Below are 24415 nucleotides of genomic sequence, written 5' to 3' on the forward strand. Positions count from 1 at the left end.
CTATTTCGTCTAGGAGGCGTATAATCGGCTTAGAAAGGTAAAATATGGATATCGATCTCACCACTCCCGCGTTGCTATTCTCAACAATATCACTGCTTTTGCTTGCCTATACCAATCGGTTCCTTGCCTTGGCAACCGTCATCCGCACGCTGCACCGACAGTACCAAGAGACACCGGATTCAGTAGCTGCGGCACAAATCGAAAACCTGCGCCGACGCGTGAACTTGATTCGGGACATGCAGACTCTCGGTGTCGCTAGTCTCCTGTCATGCACTGTATGTATGGGGCTGCTGTTTGCTGGCTTGGTTTTCTTCGGTAAAGTCATCTTCGCGATCAGTCTCGTACTGATGGTCGGATCACTTACCATTTCTTTGATTGAAATCCGCATGTCCGTCGGTGCGTTGAATCTGCAACTAAGCGATATGGAAAAATAGACGTAAGTCCGATTCATCCCGAATCTCGCTCGACAACCTACCGCGGAGGAATCATCGAACACGAATCGTGCTGCTCCATGCCGACATGCGGATAGTAGCTGGCCGCTCCGGGAGCCGCCAACAGAATCAAACGAGTGGCCAGCCCGACGTGCTCATGAGTCACGCGAATCAGCTCCCGACCGATCCCCTGACCCTGGCGAGCCACATCAACTGCCAAGTCCGACAGATAGGTGCAATATGCAAAATCGGTGATCGTTCGCGACACGCCAACCAGCGTCCCATCTTCATCTCGCGCCGTCACGACCAAGTCAGCCCCCGCCAGCATCCTCGCGATCCGAGCCACATCTTCCACCGGCCGCCGTTCCGCTAGCGTCGATCGTCTCAACACGTCGATGAACTCCGCGGGCGTCAGATTCGCTTCGATCTCACACCCGAAGGACTTTCGCGCAGCCGTCACCACGATCGTCCGCTGCGGCGGCGATGCCGATACGACCGCCGCGATCGTCGGCGGCATTGTTGGTACTGGCGTCGGTGGTTAGGGTGTTCTCGAAGATTGTGTGGATGCGAACATCTGTTTCGTTCATGGATCAGCTCGCTGCGAGATCCGTAGTCGAAACATCCGACTACTTCGAAAGCTTCTTCTTGGCCGTGGTTAATCCTTTGGAGATTGTGTCCGCTGACTCCGTTGCGTCCATGCCAGCAAGCACCATAAACGCTTCGCTGAGCACTCGTTTTGTTTCCGCCACCGAGATAGCGGTCTTGTCAGTGTCCACTCGGCGTGACACTTCGTTGTAAAAATCAGTCAGTTTCATCGAATCAATCCAATCAAATCCTGGAGAAGTTTGCCAGTCGAACTGGCGTGAGAATATCGAAGTTATTGCCAAACAAACTGCTGCCGCCAACCCATGGGCAACCTCGCAATGGTGAACTTCACACTCAGTGTAGCGAGTCATGCGAAACGGTGGCTGCCGTGCCGCACACGCTCACGATTCATCGCTGTAGCCTGCTTCAAGGTAGACCCAAGCGGTCGGTGTTGCTCCGAGTTCCACCGTGCTGCCTCTGGAAACTCGTGAACAACGCACCGTGAGGATGCTCCCCTCTTCGCTGCCAGGCGTATCGAAGAGCGGTTTAAAAGCCGGATTTTATAAAGCCAATTGCAGGTTACGTATGCCGAGACCTACGTGACCCAGACAGCGTACGCGAGACTGATCAAGTCCTGGATCCCGTCATGCGTTACTGGGCACGCTTTCGGCTGCTGAATCGTCGCTGGTCGCCGGAGTCCATGCTCTGCATGGCCGGGATGGGGGCATTAGCAAAAGCCTTCGACACCGTTGCTGATCGCAGACTTTCAATTGCTATCAGAGACTGCCGCCCTTGTCTCCTTTCTGAATGCCATCTCCATCAGTTCATTGATCAAGGACGACGCCTTATCGATGGCCATATCCGTCAGTGACGAAACGCGGAACCGATCGTGTAGTCCACCAGAACAAATCGAAGTACGCACCGGTGTCGGCCACCGGTGCAGCTTACAAGCGTCCGAATCTCGCATCGGTCCCTCAATCCGGAACCACGACTGAAACTGCTTTTGGGCCTGTCTGACGTTGCTTGAAATCAAAGCATCATCGAATCAACTCCGTTCAGCTTTGGGATTTGTACTGTTATTGCGACGACCTGCAGGGAGTCGCACAACGGTCCATTCGCTCCGCGAAGTCGCGCAGAAACTCTTGGCGCCAGCGGCTTACCGATTTTGCACCGTTGTGCCCGTCCTCGACAAACTTCGAAGAAGGATCATCGGTCCACCAGTGCGGGAGGCTCGGAAACGGATGCTGGGCAGACCTGGCTACAGGCGCGACGGACTTGATCCCGCCCGTCTTTCCATCGAGTGCAGGTATATTGCTGCGGATTGTGAACAGGTAGGTTTTTGCGGCTTTCGGGCAGAAACGAAATCTCACAGTGCCGTCGCCCGGAACGTGTCCCGGGATCGACTGGTTTTCAACCATGAGCTGCGATATGGGCTTGTCCGGCGGATCGTCGCCAAGCGGCAATGCCAATTCGAGAATGTCAAACACTTCCATCGGCTCGTCCGGCGTCGTGAGTCGGTCGAAACGCCAGTTGGGACGCCGCAACGCAGGTACAAATTGGCCGCCCCATCCGGGATTCGATGGATCGTCTGGCGTTCCTTTCAGTAGCCAGCCCACCGAAGGAGTGTCGCCCATCTTGATGGAGTTCATTTTCGAGTGAAAAAAGTCACCAAGTGCTCCATGGCCGGCAAGATGTCGCTTCACAAATTCGGTGTTGCCCCATTCGCCTGATTGCTCACCGCCGGTGAACCAACCTCGGTAGGTGGAGTTTGCTTCGATGATCCGGAGTTCGGGATGATAATTGACGATGTACTGGTATGCATTGGGCCCCCATTTCTTATTGGGACCGCCGATGTAATAGACTCGCAACTTCGGCAGGATGTCTGGAGCATCGTGCAGGGCCTGAGCGAGATCTTCGATGCCGCCCCAGACCAAAACATGTAGCGGCCGCGGATCGTCCCGCCGGGCGCACTGGACGATCCACCGCGAACCCTCGGTTGACTGTCTCACGCCCGCGTACGGAGCGACTTCTGTCTGCCCCTGTTTGGTGATAGCTCGCAGCGCGGTTGGCGATGGATACTTGCCCACATACGTCCTCAGGTTCGCGTAGTCTTGTTCGTAACTATCAATCACATCCAGAATGTGTCGTTTCCGTCCAGGCCCAAACGGCGACGAAATCAGCCCTTCGATATCCAGCACATCGGCGTAGACCAACAGATGCACCATCGATTGAAAATCGTCCGGATCGGTACCTCCGATGTCTGTTGAAACGAGTACGCGATGGCGATTGCCGGCCAACACGCCGTCCGCTGCGTTACCTGATTCCTGAGCCGACACATTCGTTTCAGCGGTAAAAATGAACAAGAACACAGCAAGTTTTGTGATGACGTTGAATTGATCCAACATTAGAATCCCAATCAGTTGAGTGGCAGCCAGACCGACACCACGAATGAATTCAATTCGGTTTGATTTCGCAGACGACGCGTTGATAGCCAACGAGTGGTGGCGTGCCGTCGTCGGTCACTTCGAGAATGATGTGAATCTGTTTACCCGGCTCGTCTGGCGCGACGAAGCTGGCCTCGTACGCCGAATCACTTGCGGCGAGGGTGACGGTCGCCGCCGCTGAATCCGCCTCGCTGTAGTGCCACCAGCGGAATGTCAGTTTGTTTCCATCTGGATCGGTGGCGGTGGCGGCGAGCTTCACCATTTCGCCTGGCTTCACGTCTCGCGTCAATTCGCTGTCTAGTTTTACCACAGGTGCGTGGTTGGCTTTGTCGAATTCCTTCACGCACCAGTCGGCTCGTGCGGCAAAATCGTTTTGCAAAACGCGGATCCAACGCCACTGAGGTTTGAGGTAGGCGATTAGTTCGGCATCATTGGGAACTTCTTTCTTCAATCGCTGGCGGCCCCACGCCGAATTCGTGTACCAGCGACCCTTCGGATATTGATAGCCGGGCTCCGACACGGGATCGAGCCAAGTGTTGTCGCGGACCTTGACAAAACGTCCGCCCCAGCCACCCCAGTCCGGCGATTCATCGCTGCGCAGTCCATTGGGAATATTGTGGAAGAACGCTGGCGAATCACCTTCCGAGCGGAAGTCGCCTTCGCTGAATCCTTTGTCCTCCCCGGTATGTGCCTTGTAAAGAGAGCACAGCGGGCCGTGATCCTGGAGGATCTTCGACTTCATCCATGAACTGGCAAGATATGCCTGCTGGTCTGCCGGAATGTACTTCTTCCAGTGATAGAACAGGGCGATAAACTGATCGGAAATGATCGTCGGAATGCCGTATTTCCCCCAGTGCGGACGGATGTACGTCTGGTAAGTCTCATCTTGCTCCCAGATGAAATAGAAGCGGATCTTTTGCGCCACCGCGGCCATCTTCTCCGGATGTTGCTGCTCGATTGTCTTCAACGCGCGCGCGATGGTGTTTGTTCCACCCCAAGCCTGAATCCAGACGGGACGTTCATCGGACTCGTCCAGCAATACCTTGACGATCAACTGCGAACCTGCGGTGACCTCGTCCATCTCTCCTTCCGACTTTACGTCTCCGAGCAACGTTCGAGACTGAAGGAACTCAGGATTGGGATAGCGAGAGTCGTGCTTGACAAGGTTCGGATAAACTTTGGCATACGCCGCCAAATAGGGTTGCGCCCAATCGTCTCCGGCCCAGTTGTGTCCGTGCGCGTGGTACTGCGAACTGGAAGTGATGATTCCCTCGATGTCGAAATCGTTCGCGTAGAGCAGAAAACGAACCATCGAACATTCGTCGTCGATCTCGCCGTCGCTCGTAACAATCACACGCGGCTTATCCGACGCGTTCAGTAAGTCAGATTCGCCGAGTGTGATCATCGCCAACAGGGCGAACAGCAGCCGAATTTTCAGGAAGTGATTCAAACGACTACTCACGGGGCGTCTCCAGTGTATTTGTATTGTTTTCCAGCTTCGTGTAGTCCACGAACACCGCCGGGTCTGTGCCGTTAAGATACTCCTCGACATTGGTGTAGCCGTCACCGTCCATGTCGGATGCATGGTCATCAGCATTATTGGCGTCCAAGCCGAATCTTCTTTCCCAGTCATCGGACATACCGTCGTTATCGGAATCGGTGGGGGCTGTTCCGCTTTTCAAGTCCGGCCAACCACCAACATCCTTTGGCGTTGTGATGACGCCGTTCCTGCCATGAGTGCCGGTGCCATTGCGAACTTCTTCGATGATACGTACATCGATCGAGTCACGGGTCGGCAGTGTGCATCCGGCATGATTAAGCACAGCCAGATATGCGTCTTGTGGAGATTGCTGGTGAATGGGCATCGCCTGCCACGGCTCCGCGAGCTTCTGAAAGGAATTACCAGCCATGCCCAGCCAGTTGTCAGCAGTCACATCGGGAGCCCCGTCGACATGATTACCTGCCACATGCCAACTGCCGATATCGTCATCGCCGCGGCTCGACGGATTTGCAATGCGAGCTCTCACGTCGCTGCGGGTCGCGGGACCGGGCTTGTAGAAATTGGCCTCCATATTAATCGTCGAGAAGGGGATGGGTGGCTTCCGCCGATCTCCCTTTTGTTGTGCCTCCCCACCATAGCTGCTTTCATAACCCCAATTGTAAATCACGTTGTTGCGGTAATCGTTGAAACCACAGCCCGATGCCCAACGTGGGTTACGACTGTCGTTGTGAGCCAACAAATTGTGATGGTAGGTGCCAAATTGGTTGCCCCAGATTCCGCCAAAACGATGCGACCCGTCGGCTTTTGCGCATGCTTCGGTGATCATGCACCATTGAATAGTGACGTTCTCGTTGTGGTACAGGGAGAGCACCTCGTCTGTGCTCCAACTGGCCGAAACGTGATCCAGAATGATGTTCTTCTTGTATCGAGTGCCAACGGCGTCCCCCTCGTGATCGGTTCGGACTCTGAGATACCGAATAATGACATCATTGGCATCGATGCCGAGGTTTCCTTTGATCGTGACGCCATCGCCGGGTGCAGATTGGCCGGCGACCGTGATATGGTCGTGCCGGATTCGCACATCGCCGTCGATCGTGCCCGCTACCTTGAACACGACGATGCGCGGCCCCTCGGCTTCGCAAGCCGCCTGCAGGCTGCCCGGCCCCGAGTCGTTTAGGTTCGTTACCGAGATCACGCGTCCACCGCGCCCGCCTGGGGTGCGGGCACCATATCCTTCCGCACCAGGAAACGCGGGCAGATCTTCCGCGAAGACCGGTCCGGTCGTGATCAGCAAGAGCAAAAGGGCAGGCATCCGTGGCATCAGAAACCTCATTAGATTCTCCTCGTTGTGTTTTGGGGAAAATATCGTGGTCCGTTGGCCGAAACCTATCGACAGGTCCGGGTCAGCGTTTTTTCAACCGTCGGGGAAGTTGACGCCGCCTACATCGCCTCAATCTACCTGCTATTTGCCGCAAATCTTACTGTTTCAGGTGAGATACTCACGGTATTCTAAGGTACATGAAACAGTTCGACATCCGACGCGCCGAGTTCTCGCCCTACGGGTTCACGTGCGAGCTGTGGAAACCGGCTCGCACGGGAAAACCTGGGAAAACCTGGGGAAAACCTGGGGACAGGAAAACCTGGGGACACGACACTTTGTTGACCCCTGGCAAGCGGCCCGTTGGGGGGTAGACGGCAATCCCTGAGATCTCTCCAGCCGCTCAGGTACCGAAACGAGCTACTTTGCCGTCTTGGCAGCCCGAAAGTGTGCACCTCAAGCGTTATCGACCCGGGAAGGTGATCCGCTGGAGCGAAGAAGATGCGATCGTCCCGTTTAACCAGCGTCCGCGAATAGCTCTCTTGCCCGCCGACGCATGTGGTAGCGGCGATGGGTACGGTGACTACGCATCGCGTCAACACAACCGGGGCGTCCCGCTACCGTACCAAACAGCTTGCCAAAATCGCTAACCAGTTCACACCACGAGGCCCGATCCAAGCCCAGTCGCTGCAGGATCGGCGGGACGCTCGCGGGTGTTCTGCCGCGCTTGCCAGAGGCCGTCTGGCGGGCGGTCCAGTCCAGCAATTCCAAGTAGCTCGCCAGCGACATGGCCAGAAAACCTTTCTCACTGCAGCGTTCCTCCGACTCACTCGCACAGGGGCCTACCGGATCGAGTAGCTCGTCGATCGAAACCGGAGACAGGAACGAATCACGCCGATGACGCAATTTCGACGCAGGCGTTCGCTGCGACTCTCTGCTGGCAGGTGATTCGTCTTGGGCTCGCTCTTGCTCTGCCTCGATTCGCCGCTGCACCGACGTGAAGTCGCTCTCTTCGAGTCGCTCGCACAACGCCGCTCGAATGGGATTCAAATCCACGTACGCCGCACACGCCAGCAACGAGGCTTCATCGGTCAACCGGGTGGCTTTGTAACGATCTTGGAAAAATCGGCCGTGTTCGTCGTCTTCACGATTCGCCCGCATGGCCACACGCTGGCACAGCAACCGCATCCACCAGCTGATATCACTCAGCCTGCTACGAATTTCCTCCCGTTTGATCGGGCAACCCGCGATCGAGTTAATCTCCGGCTGGGTTGGTTCCATGGCCGTACCATCCGGCTTGCGGCGATGCGGGCACAGCCTCAACCACCGGCGAGCGACTTCCTCGTCGTCCCAGGTCGCCACCACGTCGGGGCGCGAGCGCAGGATCAAATGAAAGTGATTTGAGAGTAGACTAAAGCACAGCAGGTCAATCCCGAAAGAGGCAGCGAATTGTTGCAAATACTGTTCAATCCATCGCTTGCGATGGTCGAAGTTCTTTCCAGAGATCGGGTCCTCTCCCATCAGAAAACAGCGTCGGACCGTCCTGCTGAAGACATGCGCCACAGCAACTTCGGCGGGATCAAAAACTTCCGCTCGACACATACGGGCCATCACTCACCTCACTTGGCTTTGCACTCGGAAAACTCAACCAAATCATCATTACCCTGAAGATCGGCAAGTCAACACCTGAAAAGGAGCTATGTCCCCAGGCTTCGTCCCAGGCTTCGTCTCCCCAGGCTTCGTCCCCAGGCTTCGTCCCCAGGCTTCGTCCCCAGGCTTCGTCCCAGGCTTCGTCCCAGGCTTCGTCCCAGGCTTCGACACCTGAAAAGGAGCTATGTCCCCAGGCTTCTGTCCCCAGGCTTCGCGCTGGGACAAACTCTTTCTGCCGATCACTCCTGTCGTGATGCGGTGATGCGTTTGAATGCGTGGCGAGTCGAACGCGACAAAGCGACGGTCTGCACCAATACCACGTCCTATTGCCACGCCCGGCAGAGACTTCCTGAAGAAATGGTAGCCGAACTGGCGAGGCGAAGCGGACGTGCCTGCCAGCAAACGGCCCGCGAAGATTGGCGATGGAAAGGACGGCCTATCAAGATGGTCGACGGGTTGACTTTGACGATGCCTGACTGTTACCGACCTCGCTCTGATCGCATTTTACGGTCTTTTCCTGCCGAATTGTTGTCGTAGTCACGGACTGTTCTTACACCGGTAATTCGGTAGGCAGCAGCCCGCCGCCCGCAGACCAGAGCCTTGCCCCCCGCGCCTCGCAACCCGCCCCCTTCAACTAAATCGTACCCCGCCTCTCCCCTCGCCCCCCGACTCACTTTTCAGGCAGTCGGTTCGCGATCATTCGAATCCCTGACTCGACCAACTATCCTGCTGGACTTTTCTACTTCAAGTTCAAAAGCCAGCGCCCGTGCGAGCCAGAATCTTCCGCTCTCAAGCAGAACGTGATGAGTTCCTGCTGGAGCTCAAGCTCACCCAGTGCCCCCACTGCAAGAAAGTCGGCGCGCTCAATCGCCATGGGTCCTTGCGCGGATACGACGAGAACAACTTCCGCCACAAATCTATCCGGGCACGAAGGGTCTTCTGTAGCAACCGAAATCAAGCCGCCGGATGTGGACGCACCTTCAGCGTGTGGATTGCTGACAAAGTCAAACGACTCTTTCTCAGTGCAGAGCAACTCTGGGCATTCCTCAACCAGGCCGCCGCGACCGGCAACAAACGCAAGGCATTCAAAAAGCTCAATAGCAGCATGAGCGATTCGGCACCCTATCGAATTTGGAAACGATTGCAAGATGCACAATCCGCGATTCGGACCGCACTGTCGACCATGTGCCTGCCGCCAAAAATCGATAGCTCACAGCCCAGCAACACGCCCGCTGAGAGCACACTCGCTCATCTGATCAAAGCCTTCGCTGGCCACACGCTCAATCCCATCGCCGCCTTCCAGCTCACACTGCAGACCTTCTTCATCTGACACGCTGCGGCCGCACCTCAGCAGGCCGATTCGGTCCGTGATCACACGGCAACCTGTCGATCCTGGCCAGCATCGTCTGCCTCGGATGGTCGATTTGCCATCGTAGCTCACGCTTGCGAAATTCTTTTTTCTGCTCGACAACACAACCCAACGATAGATCCACCGCCGACCGCACTTAGACTCGCCTGCGAATCGATTTCATGAATCGATTTCGTTCAATCAAAAGTCAAAAACCAGCGGAGCGGTCCATGAAACGACCATCGATCTACGTCAAAATGAAAGTCCTCGGAGCGATCGAAGTCGCCCCCGGAAAAACACGTCACGAGAGAATCCACAACGTCGCGGCGATGACGTTCCTGGACGACCAAGGAGACCCACACCAGTTCACCTGGCGGACCATCCAAACGTGGTACTACCGCTACAAAAACGACGGCATCACCGGCATGAATGCTTCACCGCGAGCCGACAAAGGCAAGCCACGCAAGGTCACGCCCGAAGAAGTTCTCGAAGCGATCAACACCGCGCTGCCGCACTTTGTATCTGCGAAAACGGGGCACAAGAGGACGCCCACCAAGTCAGCCGTCTATCGGTTCTGCATTGAAAAGGGACTCCTGCACGCTAGCCAGATCGCTCTGACCACGTTCTGCCGCTTCGTCCGTGAGTACGAATTACTCAAGGACGATCCAGGCGAAAATCGACGCCGACTCGCCTTCAGCATGCAGTACGCCAACCAACTTTGGCAGGCCGATACCATGTTCGGACCGCACATCGGTGGCCGGCAAGCCAAGCTGATTGGCCTGATCGATGACGCCAGTCGTGTGCTCTGTCATGGCGAATTCTTCTTCGAAGAGAACACCGATTCGATGATCAAGGCGCTTCGCTCGGCCTTCTACAAACGAGGCTTGCCCGAACAGCTATACGTTGACAACGGCTCGATCTACTGCAGCCAAGAGATCACGCTGATCTGCGCCCGCGTGGGCTGCATCCTTCGTCACACCGCCGTTCGAGACGCCGCCGCGAAAGGGAAAATCGAACGCTTCTTTCGTCGCGTGCGTGATCAATTTCTAATCCGCAAACTCGACCTCTCCTCGATCGACGCTCTCAACAAACAGTTCACTCACTGGGTCGAACACGACTACAACGCCACTGTACACACGACCCTCGGTATGAAGCCGATTGATCGCTTTGGTGTGGATCTTTCTCGGATCCGATTTCTCTCGCCATCGGAGGATACCGACGAGTTGTTCTACGCCGAGGCGACTCGCAGTGTCAAAAAGGACAACACGTTCAGCTTCCAAGGCGAGCGTTACGAAACTCCGATCGACTTGCGTGGCAAGAAGGTCACGCTGCGGCATGAGCGACATCACCAAGGTGTGGTCGTCGTCTACGAAAACGATCGACGCATCGGCAAGGCCCGGTTGCTCGATGCCGTCGCCAACGGCATGAAACGCCATAAAGACTCATAAATGCCCGGCAGCCAATCCACCGTGATCCAACTCCTTCTTTTTCCAAAAGTCCACCTCACCATGATCCGTTCTTACTTCGGCTTGTCCGAAAATCCCTTCGCGCTACGCGACATCCAACTACTACAACATCAGCAGGAAATCCATGACACGCTCCGAGTCCACAGCCAACAAGGCGGCCTATGTCTGGTCGTCGGCAGACCCGGCACCGGCAAATCCGTGATCAAAGAATCGCTCAAACGACTTCCCGAGAAAGAGTACTTGGTCGCCACGGTTGCACGCACACTGCACACCTATACCAATACAGTAAAAATCCTCTGTGAAGCGTTTCGGATTGAGTTTGAAAGCTCGGCGTTCAAGTGCGAACGCAAGCTGATCCAGCAAGCCTTCAGCCTCAATCGCAGTGGCAAGATGCTCGTCACGGTGATCGACGATGCCCATCTGATGGCGATGGATAACCTTCGCCGACTACGACTCCTCTTGGAAGATTTCCCGAAGAATCACAACCTGATTCTGGTCGGCCAGCCGGAGTTGCTCGCCGATCTGGACTTGGCGGTCAACCTGGATTTGAAAAGCCGGGTGACGTATTCGGTGATCACCAAGCGGTTGCACGACGATGTGATGCGCGCGTTTATCGAACGTGAACTCGATTCGATCGGTCTAGCGCACAGCACGTTCACTGCTGGAGCAACGGAGTTGATTATCCGCTCTGCCGATGGAGTGTTGCGCAAGTGCCGCAACCTGTGCTTAGCGTCGATGCTCGAAGCGGTCCGAGCCGCCGCTGGAACGACGATCGATATCGACTTGGTCAATCGCGTGTTGCTTCAACCGCACTGGCAAAACGAAGTCGACCTAACAGATTTTTAAGACCCAAAAATGCTCCCTCCCCTCCCTCTAACTCCAGGCTTCTGTTATGAAGATGACGAACGACTTACTCCGCGCGATCCGCAACGATCTACCGATGAAACTGACGATCGTTCGGCTCGGCCAGCACGGTCCGATAGCGAAACAAAGCGACGGCTACTTCCGTTTCCAATGCCCATCGTGCAAAGAACTTCGAGCGACCGTGAACCCGAAGAACAATCTCGCTCATTGTTTTAGCTGCGGCCAGAACTACAACAACATCGATCTGATGATGACGCAGGGCCACGACTTCTTGCCGGCGGTCGACATCCTGAGCAACTGGCTTGTGCAATACCAAAGCGACCTCGGCCAAAGAAAGTCTTCGGCCTAATCAGTCAATCGCATCGGCCCCCAGCCAAAGCTCTTTCAATCAGTGCGACCGCTTTGCCCAAGCGATCGCACTTTTTTAATGCGCTGAGCACACACGGCTCCGAGCACACACGGCTCCGAGCACAACAGGTTCGAGCACAACAGGTTCGAGCACAACAGGTTCGAGCCTCGACTCGGTCGCTCCTATCGCACAGCCCCGAAACACGCTCTCCAGAATTCTCAACAATTCGGCAAAAGGACCATTTCGGGCTTCAAATCCCTACAGTCACAATTCGGCAAAAAGTGCGACCGCAATTCGGTCGGTAACAACGACCCGGCGAACGCGGCGTCGGCCTCTCTTCGCTGGCCTTCCTTGACCGCGTTCGCCGGGTGGCATCCTGCCACCGGGCTTAGTCATGCGGCGACGTCCTGTCGCCGTCGTTCAGCGATCTATCGGCGCGTGGCGGCATCCAGCCGAAACAGCCACGACGCACTTCGTGTGCGTCGCCCGGTCGCTTCGCTCGCCGGAAGAACCAACGCTTGGGCGGCTTCGTGCCGCAAGAGTGGCGGACTTCGTGTCCGCCAACGAAAAACGGCAGCCTGTCGGCTACCGTTCGAACGTCGCTTCCATCCGGTGCATATGATGGTTCACTCATCAAAGAGGTCTGACCCATTAGATTTCTTCTGCTTCGGCGTGGAAGACCATGAAACGCAGGCGTAGCCAGAACCCGGCCGTGGAGAAACCACGGGCTCGGCGGCCTCGATTTAAAGAGCAGATCGTTGTCAGGAATGGCTACCTCAACAAGAAACTTGCCAGCGAACGAATCGCTGAGTTCGACTATCAACCGGGCAAGTGCAACCGGACCTACCGCGTGGTGGTGCTTCATAAAGAAGTACATTTGACTCGCGGGCAGATGCGGCTGTTCGATAAGGAACAGCCGGTCTACTTTTTCTACATCACTAACGCGACGAAGAAGATGAAGTCGCCGCGCCAGGTGGTCGTCGACGCCAACGCACGGTGCAATCAAGAGAACAACATCGCCCAACTGAAGCAGTGTTGCCTGAGCGCACCGCTGAGCGATCTAACCAGTAACTGGGCCTACATGGTGATCGCATCATTGGCCTGGAATTTAAAAGTTTGGTCAGGTCTGCTGATCAAGCCCAGCGGGACGGAGCAAGAACGTACCGAGCAAGCGGCGACAAAATCACGTGTGATCGGAATGGACTTCCGAACTTTCCGCGACCGCATCTTGATGGTCCCTGCTCAAATCATCCGCCGGAGTCGGACTTTGGTGTACCGCTTGCTGAGCTACCGGCCATCCGTTGATGTGCTACTGCTAATTGATTCCAACATCCGTCGTCCGCTTCGTTGCTGACGGGCGTGGTCTCAACGAAGTCAGTGTCTGGATGCACTGATACCGCCGTCAACGCCTGACCCAAGAAAGCCCCTCGCCGATGAGCAACCAACCTACAAGAATCTCACTGCCAGCATCTCTGGCGGGGTGGATACTGCGCGCCAAGAAAATCCGCCGCCAACGGCAAATCTTAAATCAAGCTTCGCTTGATTAAGGCCTAGTCCTCTGTTTCGTCCTTAAACACAAATCTGTAGAACTCGCCAAGTTCATTATCATTCGGGTCATAGGTAAGCAAAAAATCGGCTTCACTAAAACCGAGACTGGTCGCTACTTCACGAAAATCAGCTGCGGTATCGCACTCGAGTAATTTCACCAATTTTCGTGCAAGTGTCCTGGCATCAGAGTCATCAAGATTCATAGAGTCCACGCGGTCTCGGACGGAAAACAGTTTGATCACCATCGAAACGAGCGTGCCTTGCAGATAACGAGAGAATTTAGGGGCCTCCAGTCTTTGGTGTTCACTGCAAATATCAGCAAGTGTCATCGCTTCTTGGCGAACCGAAAGACCTAGGTACATACTATCGATTTTTTTTTCATGTATCGACTCGACGATTTCCAAGCGTCTGCTAAGACGAAACCGATCTAAACACCATCCCGAGATTAGTGCAATCACAACTACGAGGTACAGCAAAAACGTGACCCGAAACCTTAGTATAGACTTGTGCGTGACGGAATTCATGGATACTAACGCCCTCCCGCATTGCCCAAACAGGCCTTATTGCAAAGCGTTATGGCTGAAGGATTACCGGCCTTTTCAGTGCTGCAGCAGGTCGTGCATCTCAAAACGTCCAAATCACTAGGTACTGGTCCTCGCTCAAACATTTTTCCGACGCATTTGGCAGAAGGAACTCCGTCCGGCAGCGTGCCGCTACAGCAGACAAACTCAATAACTTCGCCCTTTAAGCTTGGTATCCCAGTCGCTTGTTTAGCTTCTTTGCAAGCTTTCTGGCACAGCTTTTTCACCGGATTATAGTCTCCTCCAGGAAGCTTCTTGCAGTAGTTGCATATATCTGTTGGGTCTTTAATCAGCGGCAACACTTTAAATATTGTCTTGCACAGTTCAATAGTTGGTGCGAACTCTGGGTCAATGTCCTTGCCTTTACATGGTCCCTTTTCATCTTCATTGTCTTCCGTGTTTGGGCACCATCCGCTGAAGTCCATCCAGCGTAAAGGGGAACTGTTCGCATACGAGTACAAATTAACCTTGCTTCCGACATACCCGATCGGATCTCTGGAGCTAAACCTGCCCAGTTGAGCGTCGTACCAGCGGTTGCGGAAGTAGTACAGCCCGGCATCCGGTGTCCACTCCCGGCTAGTATAAGTGTAGTGGACGGCGTAACTACTGACCGCTCGCGGCGTGAAGTTGGCCTCGAAGATGCTCAGGTTACCGTACGGGTCGTACTCGTAGCGTTCTTGCACGCTACCCGAATCGCTCACTACCGCGGTTGTGTTCCAGTTGGCATCGGCCAGGTAATACAGTCGCTCGGTCAAGAGTCCTCCCGACGGTGAGATATCACGATCGCGGAGTATGAGGTCGTCGATGTAACGCATTCCCCACACGTACTGACGACGCGGGGTGTTGGAGGTGTCAACGTGTTCCTCCACGCACTGCCAAGCGTCGGTGAAGTAGTAGTCTCGGGTCCGCGCCACTGTTCCCGACGTGTATTCCTTCGCCATAACGCGGAAGTTGCGCCCGTCGTACTGGTTCTCTAGTAGCGTGTTGGAGGTGGCGTCCTCGACTAGCTTGGTCATCCGGTTCCACGCGTCAAACGTCGCCGTCATGGTCGCGTCCGTACCCAGGTCCGGACGTGGGTTCGTAGTCGTGTTGCCGTTCTTGTCATAGGCAGGCGTGGCCCAGATGTCGCTCGGCGTGTTGCTGATGTCGGTGATCTCGTTGACTTCGTTCGCAGTGCGCGTCTGATTGAAATCCCAGGTTCCGTCGCCGTTCTTATCCTGCCGGAATTCTTTCCAGTTACCCGTCGGATCGAGTGTCCAGCATTGGGCGGCGTCGAGCGATGTGAGCGCGGTGTGCGTGCCACTGAGCTGGCCACGTTGAGCGGACTGCAGGCGGTTGAGTCCGTCGTATGCGTACAGCCAGTCGTGTTCCCGATTGGGATCCGACGGGTTCTCTCGCCACGTGCGGTTGCTGGCCCGATCATAGCCATATTCGACCCGGGATAGATCGGTGCCTGCCGAGACATCTCGCCAGCGAACGTCTTTTACCCGACCGAAGCGATCGAGACCGCTGTAGATGTCGCCAGTGCCGGGGTCGGTCGACAGGGTTGGCGAGACCAGGGTGTAACGTAGATCGGCCTGTGTGCTGTCCTGTTGGACGAAGGTGCCTAAACCCAGGTATTCGTAGGCGGCTAAGACGGTCGAATCATCATCGACTAGGCTGGACACCTGGTTCAGTTTATCGGTGATCGAGCCACTGCTGCCGTAGTCGAGCGTGACTTCTCGCCCGTTGGGATAGAGCGTGGCGGTGGGACGCAGCACGTTCCCGCTGCCGTCGGTGTACGACCGTCCCACGCTGGGTGTCGAGGCGGGGTTGACCGCGCCGCTGTGCGACTGGAACGTTTTCGTCACTTGTCCGAACCCATCGAACTGTCGGTTGATTTGATTCTCGATCGAGCCGCTGCCGACCGATGCGTTATTATAGCAGGTCACCGCCGAGACATTCCCGCGAACATCGTAGGTTTGCTCCACGCGGCGAATGGTTCCGTCGACGCCTGCGCCCAAGGTCGTCACCCGGTCTTGCGTCTGACGACCGAGGGCGTCGAAGTCGTACTGGCGGGTCGTACCGTTTTGATCCGTGAGGCTGGTCCGTTGCGACTGGCGGTTGTACGTGTAGCTGACGCTATCGGACGTGCCGGTTGAATCCGGATAGATCTCACGACGCAGCAGGCTGCTGGAGGCGATCGCGCTGTCTGAAAGCGTGGTGCCGTAGATGTACTGCGTCACCTGATTGCCGGTGGAGGCGTTGATGGCGGTGAGTGTTTTGAGATCACCATCGGGTGTGAACGTGAACCGCACGGTTTGGTTCTGATCGTCCGATGCTGTGCAGGCAGTGCCGGTGCTCGAGCTGGCGGGTGGATCGACGACGTTATCGATCGTTTCGCTCTGGCGACTGGCCGCATCGTAAATGGTCCGCGAAATCTTGCCGGCAGGGTCGATACTGTCGCGCAGTCGACCCGCGCTATCGTAGACTTGCCGGGAGACGAGGACCGTATCGCTACTGGCGGGAATCGTGGCCGAACGGGTCAGGGCCGTGCCACCGTTGGTTCCATACTCGGCCGAGGCGATCATGCGGCCCACGGCGTCCGGGTAGCTCGCTGAGTACTGAACACGTGCATTGGGCGTCGCCGAGGGCGAGCCCAACTCACCGGTCTGGGCGGCCGGGGCATTGTGGTAGCGTTGCCGCGTGGTGGATTGGATCGTGTTTCCCGCATCGTCGTAAGCCATGTCCGTTTGCGAGAGGATCACGTCGCCGGTGACGCTCAGGGCATCGGCATAGGTCGTGTCGTTGCCATAGCCGGTATACGAGTGGACCATCCAGCCCGTGCTGTCAAAGACTTGTTTGGTAAAGCGGCTCGAACCTCCAGCCATGGATTTGACCGGGTTGCCGACCGCATCGAACCAGGTATTGCTGGTGATCGGGTTGCCGACCGTGCCCGTGTTGGGATCGACTGCATAGCCGATGGACTGGTAAACCCGTCCCAGGTTGTCGTACTTGGTCAAATTTCGGGAGACCAGATTACCGCTGGCGGAAGTATCGTAGCGGTCGGACTGGATCACCCGGTTCAGGTTGTCATAGACAATTCGCAGGAAGAGATCGAGCTCCCCGTTGGTGTCCACGCGGCGGTTGCGCCAGTCATAGGTGAACGTGGTGGTGCGGGTGTTGACGCCATCGACGTAAGCGATCTGGCTGGTGAGGTTGTTATCGCCCCCGTCATTGCCGTTGTCGAAGACAGAGCCGCTGACCTGGACCATGTTATTGCCCGAGGCACCGCCGCCGGTTGGGTCGGACTCGGTGGACCCAGTGTCATTGGTGCCCACAAAGATCGCGATGACGTTGTCGCGAACGTCGTGAACACGTTGGCTAATGGTGCCGCCGGGCGAAATCTGCAGGTTCTGCCGCTTCTGGCTGTCGTAGCCGTAGGTTGTCTGGTCGTAGTTGGTCCCACTGGATCCTTCGCCAGAGGCCGGGATGGTGTGATAGACGCGTGTCGACGAGACCAAGCAGCAATCGGTGTAGTGCCACGTGGTCCAGCTCGTGAACGACGCTTGCGAGAACGTATCGGTGGGCTGCAGACGGCCCGAGGTTGATCCACGCGGCACTTGGATCTGCTCCAGAATATTGCCGCGTGCATCCCGTTGCTGGATGTTGACCGGGTTGATCAGCGTGTAGGTGTAAGCAGGTGCCGTTCCGGTGGCGTAGCCGCTGGCGGTCCAGGTCGCGTGCTCAGCATCTTTGTAAACCGTCCAGTGGGCACGTCGCACCGCAGTAGCCGTGCCGCCGATGTCGATGGTGTGAACAGGACCCAGTTGCTGGGTCGTGCGTCCCCGTGAATCGATCTCGTAATCAGAAATCAAGTGTTTTCCACCGCCGCTCGGTGTGCTCCAGCCCGCTGGCACGCCGGAGAGCAACGAGGTGTCGGCATCGTCAATTCGCTGCAGCATCGCTCCGAGAACTTGATCGTAGAACATTCGCGTGATGAACCCGCGGGCGTCCATCGACCACGTCAGGTTACCCCGTTCATCATAAAACTGCTTTTGAGTGGTCGCGGTATTGGGACCGTTTTGGGCTGTTGTCACTACTGGCAGCGTGACCGTTCGCTGCTTGACTTGGACCGTGTCGGCGTACCACTGGTAAGCGTAGGTCGTTTCAAGTGGTTCGGCCCCGGCATCGTCACGGTACCGAGTCTGCTTGGCGATCGGATAGATCGTCGCCCCGCCACCGGTTCGTTGGGTGTATTCCAATTCGCTTTGGAGTACTGGTGTGCCGCCGCTGCCCTGCTTCAGCAAAGTCGACTCCAGGTAACCTTCAACTGCACCGCTTCCCGTGGTCGAGTAGTAACTACGCAGCTTGATCAGACCCTCTGTGGATCGCAGCGTGATCCCGAGGTCTGCATCACCCTCATTAAAACTAATCACGGCGGAGGGCAATGCCACTTGCAGGAGTCGCCCCGCGTCATCGTACGCGTTGGCACGTAGCCACTGATCGGCCCCAGAGGTGAGCTCACTGAGCAGGCCCTGTCCGATGAAGTTGGTGTAAACCGTATTGACGGAACCTCCCGGACGCGTCTCGGTGGTCTTGCGGCTCCAGTTGTTGTAGCCATCGGCATTCAGGCTTTGCTCGTACGCAAAGGTGTATGTGAGCGATCCACGATCAACAATCTCTTTCGTCACTCGGTGCTGAGCGTCATACTCAAAGCAGTACTTGGCGTATTGCAGGAGCACTCCGTTGCTGACCGTGGTAGGATCGAGCGAATCAGCCAGCAGGTCTTCGTAACCGTCGGGCTCGACGACATATCGCAAGCCATGCTGAAAACCTTTTGGGTCACCCGTTTTGTAGTAGCGATAGTAGCTCTGCTTGACATTGACCCAAGTGGCCCCCGAAGGCACCTGGATGCGCACACGCATCAGGTCACCCGAAGAGCCGAAGCTGTTCGAGCCATCGTAGTATTCGTACGTCACGCGGCGGATGTTGACCCAGCCGTCCGTGTTGACCTGGCGGCGGTAAGTCACCGAGGTGGTGAGCCCCATGCCGTTGAATTCATATTCAAATTGAGTCGTGGTAGTGTCGCTGCCCACAACCGTTTCACGCTGAATCGTCTGGATCCGCCCCGAGGCAGAGTAGGCAACCACATCGGTCTGCTGTCCTGATACGTCGATCATGCCGGTCAACTGACCTGGCAGCGGCTGGGTACCCGATGCGCTCGAGGATGATGTTGAGCCGCAGGGTTCGTCACCAAAGTCTTTGAAGAACCAAATCTCACCGGAGGGCTGCGTGAGGACGTATTGACGCGAATCGCAGTCGTGCGTCAATGTGGATTTACCGCCGTAGCGTGCTACGAACGAGACGTCACCACCGGATTCGACGCGGTCGAACCACATCGCATTGCGGGTACTGCGAACAAACGCGATCGTCCCGTCTGGTCCCTTCAGTAGGTAAGGCCACGCTTCGACGATCCAATTATAGCCCAGTCCCACTTCGTTCTGACCCTGGAGTTGATTGCTGTACTGGCGTCGCTGTGCCCAGGGGCCACCGGCTCCAAACGCCTGCAGGTCCGTGACAGCCAGTTGCAACTCGCCGTTGAAGTAGCGAACCGGTGCACCGCTTTGACTCGGGACGCCATCAACGTCTGTTGAACATAGATTCTCGGGCGGTAGTGGACACGTGCCGGCATCGTCAGAACCACTACCTGCCGATCTTGCCATACTCGCCCCGCCGCCGGACGATGACATCGAATCACTTGGAGGGAGATCGCAAGGCTCGTCGGGTGGTCCTGGATCGGGCAAAGGACCCGGGCCTTGCCAGGGACTGGATGATGAACTCGATGGCCACGAACTGCTTGACGAGCCCCCGCTCGAAGACGAAGAACTGAGCGAGCTACTGGATGACGAGGATCCTGTTGAACTGCTCGACGAGTTACCACCCGAAGAAGAGCTCGAGTGCGAACCCGATGAAGATGAGCTGAGCGAGTCGCTGGAGGATGAGCTGCTCGTCGAAGGAGAGCTACTCGACGACGAAGATCCAGACGAAGAACTGCTGGAACTCGAAAAACCACTGCTGCTACTAGAACTCATCGATCGACTCTTTCGATGCGGGAAGGCGTGAGTTGAAGCCAGTGTTGAATCGCGAAGGAGCAGTGTCAAGCGCGAAAGCTAATGGGGGGTGCGTTTTTCCGCAAATAGCGTTTTAATTCACAACCAATGTTTCGGGACACTTGTGCCAAAGACGCAATCGCCTGTGAGAATCGCATTCAATAACGGGTCACCAACTTAACGAGATAGCCATGCGGCTCGCGGTGATCGGTGATCGAAGACTTGCTCTGATGAGATTGACACTCGGCTTGGCGACTGCGAGAGTAGACGCCCTTCTGGCTCGACGTGGCGAAGCCATGCGTGACACCAGGCACAGGGGCTCCGTTGCTCATTGACCTCGTGATCCCTGAGCCAATATCGCGTCCGTGCCATTACGTGTTCTTAGCATGCAACCACGACAGACTGACCACTCTCTCGCGACAATTTCGGATCTGTCGGATTCTCAGAAAGTGGCTGCATGCCTGTCCACGGGCAACAAACCAGTGGTCTCGGCAATCATGCCAACGTTTGGACGCCCTGAGTTAGTCAGTGAATCCGTTGCGATGTTTTTGGCTCAAGACTATCCGCAAAAAGAGCTCATCATCCTGAACGATTGTGACGGACAGATCTTTCGCTTTGACCATCCGCAGGTGCGCGTCGTCAACCAGTCTCAACGGTATGCAACACTGGGCGAGAAACGCAATGCTTGCATCGAACTCGCCGTGGGGGAGGTCATTGCCGTATGGGACGACGATGACGTTTATCTGCCGTGGAGATTCTCAGATGCAGTGCGCGAAATGTTGTCCCGCCAAGCAGCCTTCTACCGACCGAGCGAATTTTGGGCGTACTGGGGTGACGCCAATTTGCACGACAATCAATCCACGCCCGGCTGGGTAAGTCATGGATTTTGTTGCTTTACGAAGAAACTCTGGGAGACCGTTGGGGGATATCCGCAACAGAGTTTGGGTGAAGATGCGGTCTTCTTTAAGCGGATACACGAGTTTCTCGGGCTGCCGTTCATTACGATGCCGGTACTGAAGTACAAGCGACCAGGAATTTTGCGGGGTGCGTCGCCCTACCAGCATCTCTCGATCAACGGCGGCCAAAAATCACTCGATTCGGCACCTGGGGAGTTCAACGTTCGCCCAATACCCATCGCGGACCCATGTCTTCGCCAGGCCGCTGAGTCTATTGTCGCAACTCACACTGAAGCCGCTACGAAATCGGGGGAGCTGTCCACCAAAGATTCGCTCTGTTCGAATCTTCCAGCGTTATCGGTATGCGTCAGCCTCAAAAACCGTTCTCGGATTGCCCATCAGGATCATCTGTTGGAGCTATTTCCAAAGTGTGTGGAGACGATCGTCGCAGCGTCCCGAGAGCTTATGGAGACTCGGGTTGAGCCCAGTCCGCAGGGATCGCTGTTTTCACATCGTGCGACCGTGGAGTTGGTAGTCGCAGATTTCAACTCAGACGACTGGCCACTTTCTCAGTGGCTTGCAAATACCGCAGGTAGCTTGACGCTAAAGCACTTCAACTTGACGGAAGGCTTTTCCCGGGGGCGTGGTCTCAATATGTCTGCGATGCATGCTTCGAGCGATCGATTGTTATTCCTGGATGCTGACATGCTGGTGACGGCCCAGTTGATGCGTGATGGAATCGAAGCGATCGATCAGGCGACGGCGTATTTCCCCGTTTTCCGCTATCTGAACATTCACGGAGGCTTGCTCGACTTGGAGCATGCGAGCTTCGGTAATGTGTTTCTATCCAAACAAATGTTCGCCGCGTCCGGAGGAGTTCCCGAGTTCCAAAGCTGGGGCGGCGAGGACGACATCTTTTACGAGCGAGTACGCAGGATCGCAAATATTCGCCGTGACGAGGGAGCTGGCTTCTATCACCAGTGGCATCCAGAACGCTGTCGACACGAGAACTATCAAAACCCGCCGCAAAGCGATTTCCACGCCTATGCAGTAAGCCGGGCAGCAGACCGCGAGGTCAGGCATTTTTCCGTCTCGCATAGGGACTGGGCTGGAAAGATTTCCTTGTATCCTGATGGCACGATGCAAGCGTGCCACGGCGACCGAGGACGTTACGAATGGTCCGATCAGAACGTGTTGAGCCTTCTGTGGGACGATTGGCCGGCGGAAACGCTGTTCCATGACGACGAAAGTAATCAGTGGAAGAGTGTCGAGTATCATTTCGTCATCGAAGAACTAATTGCACAATCGAACCCTCGTGAAATCACCTCGTCGCCGCAGATGTACTGAGGCGGTTGCGTATCGTGACACTACAAATACAGGCAGAGTCGACGATGTTCACTACCCGAATGAGTGATACTGAAAAACAGTGTCTTTACGAGACTGTGACGCAGGCGGGTAGCCTGCTTGATGCTCTCGGTTATCCATGGTGGCTCTCTCACGGGACACTACTCGGAGCGTGGCGGCATCACGATGTCATTCCCTGGGATGACGACTTGGACGTAGCATTTCCTCGCGAAAGAATCTCTGAACTGCAAGCGACGGCAGCAGCGAACGGCTGGGAATTCCGTCGCCTAGGGCCCTTCCTTGCAAAGATCTGGAATCCACGAGCTGCCATGTACCAGACCGGGGCCGATTGGAGCTGGCCGTTTGCTGATATCACGCTCTATGATGAAACTTCGTCGACGATCATCATCGAGTATATGTACCATCGTTTCTTCGCTGTCGTCGATAAATCGGCCGTGCTGCCATTGCAAAAAGTGAGTTTCGGGCCTTTGGAGCTTCCGGTTCCCAGGTCTCCCGAGACTCTCTTAAACCAGATTTACCCTTACTGGAACCGCCAGCCGTCCTCAAGTAGCTATAGCCATCGCTCCGAAGGCTCCTATAGCGAGCCATCTGAACGACGTAGGATCGCAGACTTGGCTCATGAATTTCCGATGTTCAATGTGAATCTAGATTTCACCGACGACTCAGTGGTTGTCTACCATGGTGAGCATCCGAGTTGGTCAGGTCCCGTCCATTTTTTCTCGGACGGGCGGATGAGCAGGCCGGGCGTTGACGAAGGACGCTACGAGAGAATCGAGGACCATGGAATAGCGCTTTTCTGGGATCGGTGGGCGCCAGAGGTTCTCGTTCGCAAGGACTCCACATCTGCCTATCGCGACCCCACAAAGCCATTCTTTCTCTACCCGCGTTAGCTCATCTGAAAGCCAGGGAAGATTCGTTGATCGATGAAATTTGCGTGATTGGGTATCCATCCCGCCTTGGCGGGGCTGATACAGAACTAGATCATCAGATCCATGTTTGGCAGAAACTGGGCGTGAAGGTGCACCTGGTTCACACCGGCCCCATGGATCACAACTGCCACCTGATGGGGATGGGCGAACGCGGTTGCATCGTCCACGAGCCCTGCGACTGGAACGCGTGTGCGGGGAGACACGTCATTTCCTATTGCAATGCAGGGTTCTTGGATAACCTCGATGCGATCCGGTCACATGCCAAGTCAACCACTTTCGTCAACTGCATGACGTGGTTGTTTGAGAAAGAAAAAGCGATGCACGCCCGTGGCATGATTGACTTCTTTCTCTACCAAACGGACCACGCCATGGAGAAGGTGTCCTCTGAGTTGAGGTCGATCAACGACACCTACCGGCCGATTAAGGTGCGGCCACACTTTCACTTGGATGCCTTTCCATTTATCGAAGATCGCGATGAAGAGACCTTTCGGTTCGCCCGTCTTTCTCGCGCAGATCCGGGGAAGTTTCATCCGGCCCAGTTGTGGATTTATGAAACGATGGTGGCACCTGTGCTGAAATGCGGGATCATGCTGGGCGTCGACGCGGGCGTGCGCGCAAAAATTGGACAAGAGCCAGATTGGATCCGTGCCTATCCGCCAGGAGAGATGACGCCGCAGGCTGTCTACAAACAGTCTCACTGCATCATCCAAGCCACCGAGACATACGAGAACCTTCCTCGCGTGGGCTTCGAAGCGATGGCGAGCGGATGCCTGCTGATCGTGGACGACCGCGGTGGCTGGCGCGACTTAGTTCAACACGGCAAGACTGGATTCCTCTGTTCGGACCAACGCGACTTCGTGTACTACGCTTCGCGAGCCGCTTACGAGGTCGAGGAGCGGAAAGCGATGATTCGTGAAGCCCGGAATTGGCTCGCGTCACACTGGTCGATGGCGTCTACCGCGGACGATTGGAAGAACTTTTTCAGTGAACTGGCTGTGTACGATGGTCGTTGATTATCGACCATTTATGACGGATAGGCAGTGCGAAC

The 24415-nt window shown here is 55.9% G+C and carries 19 protein-coding genes and 1 pseudogene; 11 read left to right on the top strand and 9 right to left on the bottom strand.

The annotated features are described in order from the left end of the window. Nucleotides 1-44: 44 nt before the first annotated feature. Nucleotides 45-434, top strand: coding sequence for a DUF2721 domain-containing protein (locus tag SH410x_RS21545; RefSeq protein ID WP_473670626.1), 390 nt, complete (start codon nt 45-47; stop codon nt 432-434). Between the two features lie 37 nt (nt 435-471). On the opposite strand, the gene SH410x_RS21550 is transcribed toward SH410x_RS21545, so the two are convergent. Continuing rightward, entirely contained in the window at nt 472-891 is a 420-nt protein-coding gene (locus tag SH410x_RS21550; protein ID WP_473670628.1) for a GNAT family N-acetyltransferase, read from the bottom strand. Between SH410x_RS21550 and SH410x_RS21555 the strand changes: the two are divergent. Next, nucleotides 851-967 (top strand): annotated as a pseudogene (locus SH410x_RS21555) (ADP-ribosylglycohydrolase family protein); the annotation flags it as partial. The gene SH410x_RS21550 and the pseudogene SH410x_RS21555 overlap by 41 nt on opposite strands. Before the next feature lie 90 nt (nt 968-1057). On the opposite strand, the gene SH410x_RS21560 reads toward SH410x_RS21555, so the two are convergent. The 5 genes from SH410x_RS21560 to SH410x_RS21580 form a co-directional block, all read right to left on the bottom strand. Further along, nucleotides 1058-1246, bottom strand: a complete 189-nt coding sequence (locus tag SH410x_RS21560; RefSeq protein WP_146405612.1) for a hypothetical protein — start codon at nt 1244-1246, stop codon at nt 1058-1060. A gap of 846 nt (nt 1247-2092) precedes the next feature. Then, nucleotides 2093-3421 (bottom strand): DUF1593 domain-containing protein, encoded by a 1329-nt coding sequence (locus SH410x_RS21565; RefSeq protein ID WP_473670630.1) that lies wholly within the window; start codon nt 3419-3421, stop codon nt 2093-2095. 49 nt (nt 3422-3470) lie between these two features. Beyond that, nucleotides 3471-4922: a DUF1593 domain-containing protein gene (locus SH410x_RS21570; RefSeq protein WP_473670632.1), complete on the bottom strand. Its 1452-nt coding sequence runs from the start codon at nt 4920-4922 to the stop codon at nt 3471-3473. Continuing rightward, on the bottom strand, nt 4915-6282 hold the full coding sequence (locus SH410x_RS21575) for a pectate lyase family protein (RefSeq protein WP_473670634.1): 1368 nt from the start codon (nt 6280-6282) through the stop codon (nt 4915-4917). The genes SH410x_RS21570 and SH410x_RS21575 overlap by 8 nt, the downstream gene beginning before the upstream one ends. A 513-nt stretch (nt 6283-6795) precedes the next feature. Continuing rightward, a complete protein-coding gene (locus tag SH410x_RS21580; protein WP_473670636.1) occupies nt 6796-7890 on the bottom strand; it encodes a transposase in 1095 nt (364 codons plus the stop codon). Between the two features lie 805 nt (nt 7891-8695). Between SH410x_RS21580 and SH410x_RS21585 the strand changes: the two genes are divergently transcribed. From SH410x_RS21585 to SH410x_RS21605, 5 genes are all read left to right on the top strand, one after another. After that, complete coding sequence (locus tag SH410x_RS21585; protein ID WP_473670638.1) at nt 8696-9259, top strand: hypothetical protein; 564 nt, start codon at nt 8696-8698, stop codon at nt 9257-9259. A 248-nt stretch (nt 9260-9507) separates the two neighbouring features. After that, nucleotides 9508-10725 carry a DDE-type integrase/transposase/recombinase gene (locus SH410x_RS21590; protein WP_473670640.1) on the top strand — a complete coding sequence of 406 codons (1218 nt, stop codon included), beginning with the start codon at nt 9508-9510 and terminating at the stop codon, nt 10723-10725. A 60-nt stretch (nt 10726-10785) separates the two neighbouring features. Beyond that, nucleotides 10786-11589: an AAA family ATPase gene (locus SH410x_RS21595; RefSeq protein ID WP_473670642.1), complete on the top strand. Its 804-nt coding sequence runs from the start codon at nt 10786-10788 to the stop codon at nt 11587-11589. Between the two features lie 46 nt (nt 11590-11635). Continuing rightward, a complete protein-coding gene (locus tag SH410x_RS21600; RefSeq protein WP_473670643.1) occupies nt 11636-11956 on the top strand; it encodes a hypothetical protein in 321 nt (106 codons plus the stop codon). Between the two features lie 682 nt (nt 11957-12638). Further along, nucleotides 12639-13310, top strand: a complete 672-nt coding sequence (locus SH410x_RS21605) for a hypothetical protein (protein WP_473670644.1) — start codon at nt 12639-12641, stop codon at nt 13308-13310. 196 nt (nt 13311-13506) lie between these two features. Here SH410x_RS21605 and SH410x_RS21610 read toward each other — a convergent pair whose 3' ends face one another. Together SH410x_RS21610 and SH410x_RS21615 are read right to left on the bottom strand one after the other, a co-directional pair. Continuing rightward, nucleotides 13507-13908: a hypothetical protein gene (locus SH410x_RS21610; protein WP_473670646.1), complete on the bottom strand. Its 402-nt coding sequence runs from the start codon at nt 13906-13908 to the stop codon at nt 13507-13509. Between the two features lie 125 nt (nt 13909-14033). Further along, nucleotides 14034-19790, bottom strand: coding sequence for an RHS repeat domain-containing protein (locus SH410x_RS21615; RefSeq protein ID WP_473670648.1), 5757 nt, complete (start codon nt 19788-19790; stop codon nt 14034-14036). On the opposite strand from SH410x_RS21615, the gene SH410x_RS21620 reads away from it, so the two are divergent. Beyond that, complete coding sequence (locus SH410x_RS21620; protein ID WP_473670650.1) at nt 19750-20190, top strand: hypothetical protein; 441 nt, start codon at nt 19750-19752, stop codon at nt 20188-20190. The two genes, SH410x_RS21615 and SH410x_RS21620, sit on opposite strands and share 41 nt — an antisense overlap. A gap of 145 nt (nt 20191-20335) precedes the next feature. Here SH410x_RS21620 and SH410x_RS21625 read toward each other — a convergent pair whose 3' ends face one another. Beyond that, nucleotides 20336-20509 carry a hypothetical protein gene (locus SH410x_RS21625; protein ID WP_473670651.1) on the bottom strand — a complete coding sequence of 58 codons (174 nt, stop codon included), beginning with the start codon at nt 20507-20509 and terminating at the stop codon, nt 20336-20338. Between the two features lie 54 nt (nt 20510-20563). Between SH410x_RS21625 and SH410x_RS21630 the strand changes: the two genes are divergently transcribed. Genes SH410x_RS21630 through SH410x_RS21640 form a run of 3 tightly spaced genes read left to right on the top strand, consistent with a single transcriptional unit; the run spans nt 20564 to nt 24380 of the window. Next, complete coding sequence (locus SH410x_RS21630; RefSeq protein WP_473670653.1) at nt 20564-22420, top strand: glycosyltransferase family 2 protein; 1857 nt, start codon at nt 20564-20566, stop codon at nt 22418-22420. A gap of 59 nt (nt 22421-22479) precedes the next feature. Beyond that, nucleotides 22480-23328: a LicD family protein gene (locus SH410x_RS21635; RefSeq protein WP_473677367.1), complete on the top strand. Its 849-nt coding sequence runs from the start codon at nt 22480-22482 to the stop codon at nt 23326-23328. Between the two features lie 26 nt (nt 23329-23354). After that, nucleotides 23355-24380, top strand: coding sequence for a glycosyltransferase (locus SH410x_RS21640; protein WP_473670654.1), 1026 nt, complete (start codon nt 23355-23357; stop codon nt 24378-24380). Nucleotides 24381-24415 lie beyond the last annotated feature (35 nt).

The organism is Rhodopirellula sp. SH410, from assembly GCF_055811895.1.

Bases quoted from the DNA above. Each gene is read 5' to 3' on its own strand.
- SH410x_RS21565 (WP_473670630.1), bottom strand. From the start codon at position 3,421: ATGTTGGATCAATTCAACGTCATCACAAAACTTGCTGTGTTCTTGTTC.
- SH410x_RS21560 (WP_146405612.1), bottom strand. From the start codon at position 1,246: ATGAAACTGACTGATTTTTACAACGAAGTGTCACGCCGAGTGGACACT.
- SH410x_RS21630 (WP_473670653.1), top strand. From the start codon at position 20,564: ATGCAACCACGACAGACTGACCACTCTCTCGCGACAATTTCGGATCTG.
- SH410x_RS21625 (WP_473670651.1), bottom strand. From the start codon at position 20,509: ATGAGCAACGGAGCCCCTGTGCCTGGTGTCACGCATGGCTTCGCCACG.
- SH410x_RS21545 (WP_473670626.1), top strand. From the start codon at position 45: ATGGATATCGATCTCACCACTCCCGCGTTGCTATTCTCAACAATATCA.
- SH410x_RS21615 (WP_473670648.1), bottom strand. From the start codon at position 19,790: ATGGCAAGATCGGCAGGTAGTGGTTCTGACGATGCCGGCACGTGTCCA.
- SH410x_RS21580 (WP_473670636.1), bottom strand. From the start codon at position 7,890: ATGGCCCGTATGTGTCGAGCGGAAGTTTTTGATCCCGCCGAAGTTGCT.
- SH410x_RS21600 (WP_473670643.1), top strand. From the start codon at position 11,636: ATGAAGATGACGAACGACTTACTCCGCGCGATCCGCAACGATCTACCG.
- SH410x_RS21590 (WP_473670640.1), top strand. From the start codon at position 9,508: ATGAAACGACCATCGATCTACGTCAAAATGAAAGTCCTCGGAGCGATC.
- SH410x_RS21635 (WP_473677367.1), top strand. From the start codon at position 22,480: ATGAGTGATACTGAAAAACAGTGTCTTTACGAGACTGTGACGCAGGCG.
- SH410x_RS21575 (WP_473670634.1), bottom strand. From the start codon at position 6,282: ATGCCACGGATGCCTGCCCTTTTGCTCTTGCTGATCACGACCGGACCG.
- SH410x_RS21605 (WP_473670644.1), top strand. From the start codon at position 12,639: ATGAAACGCAGGCGTAGCCAGAACCCGGCCGTGGAGAAACCACGGGCT.
- SH410x_RS21595 (WP_473670642.1), top strand. From the start codon at position 10,786: ATGATCCGTTCTTACTTCGGCTTGTCCGAAAATCCCTTCGCGCTACGC.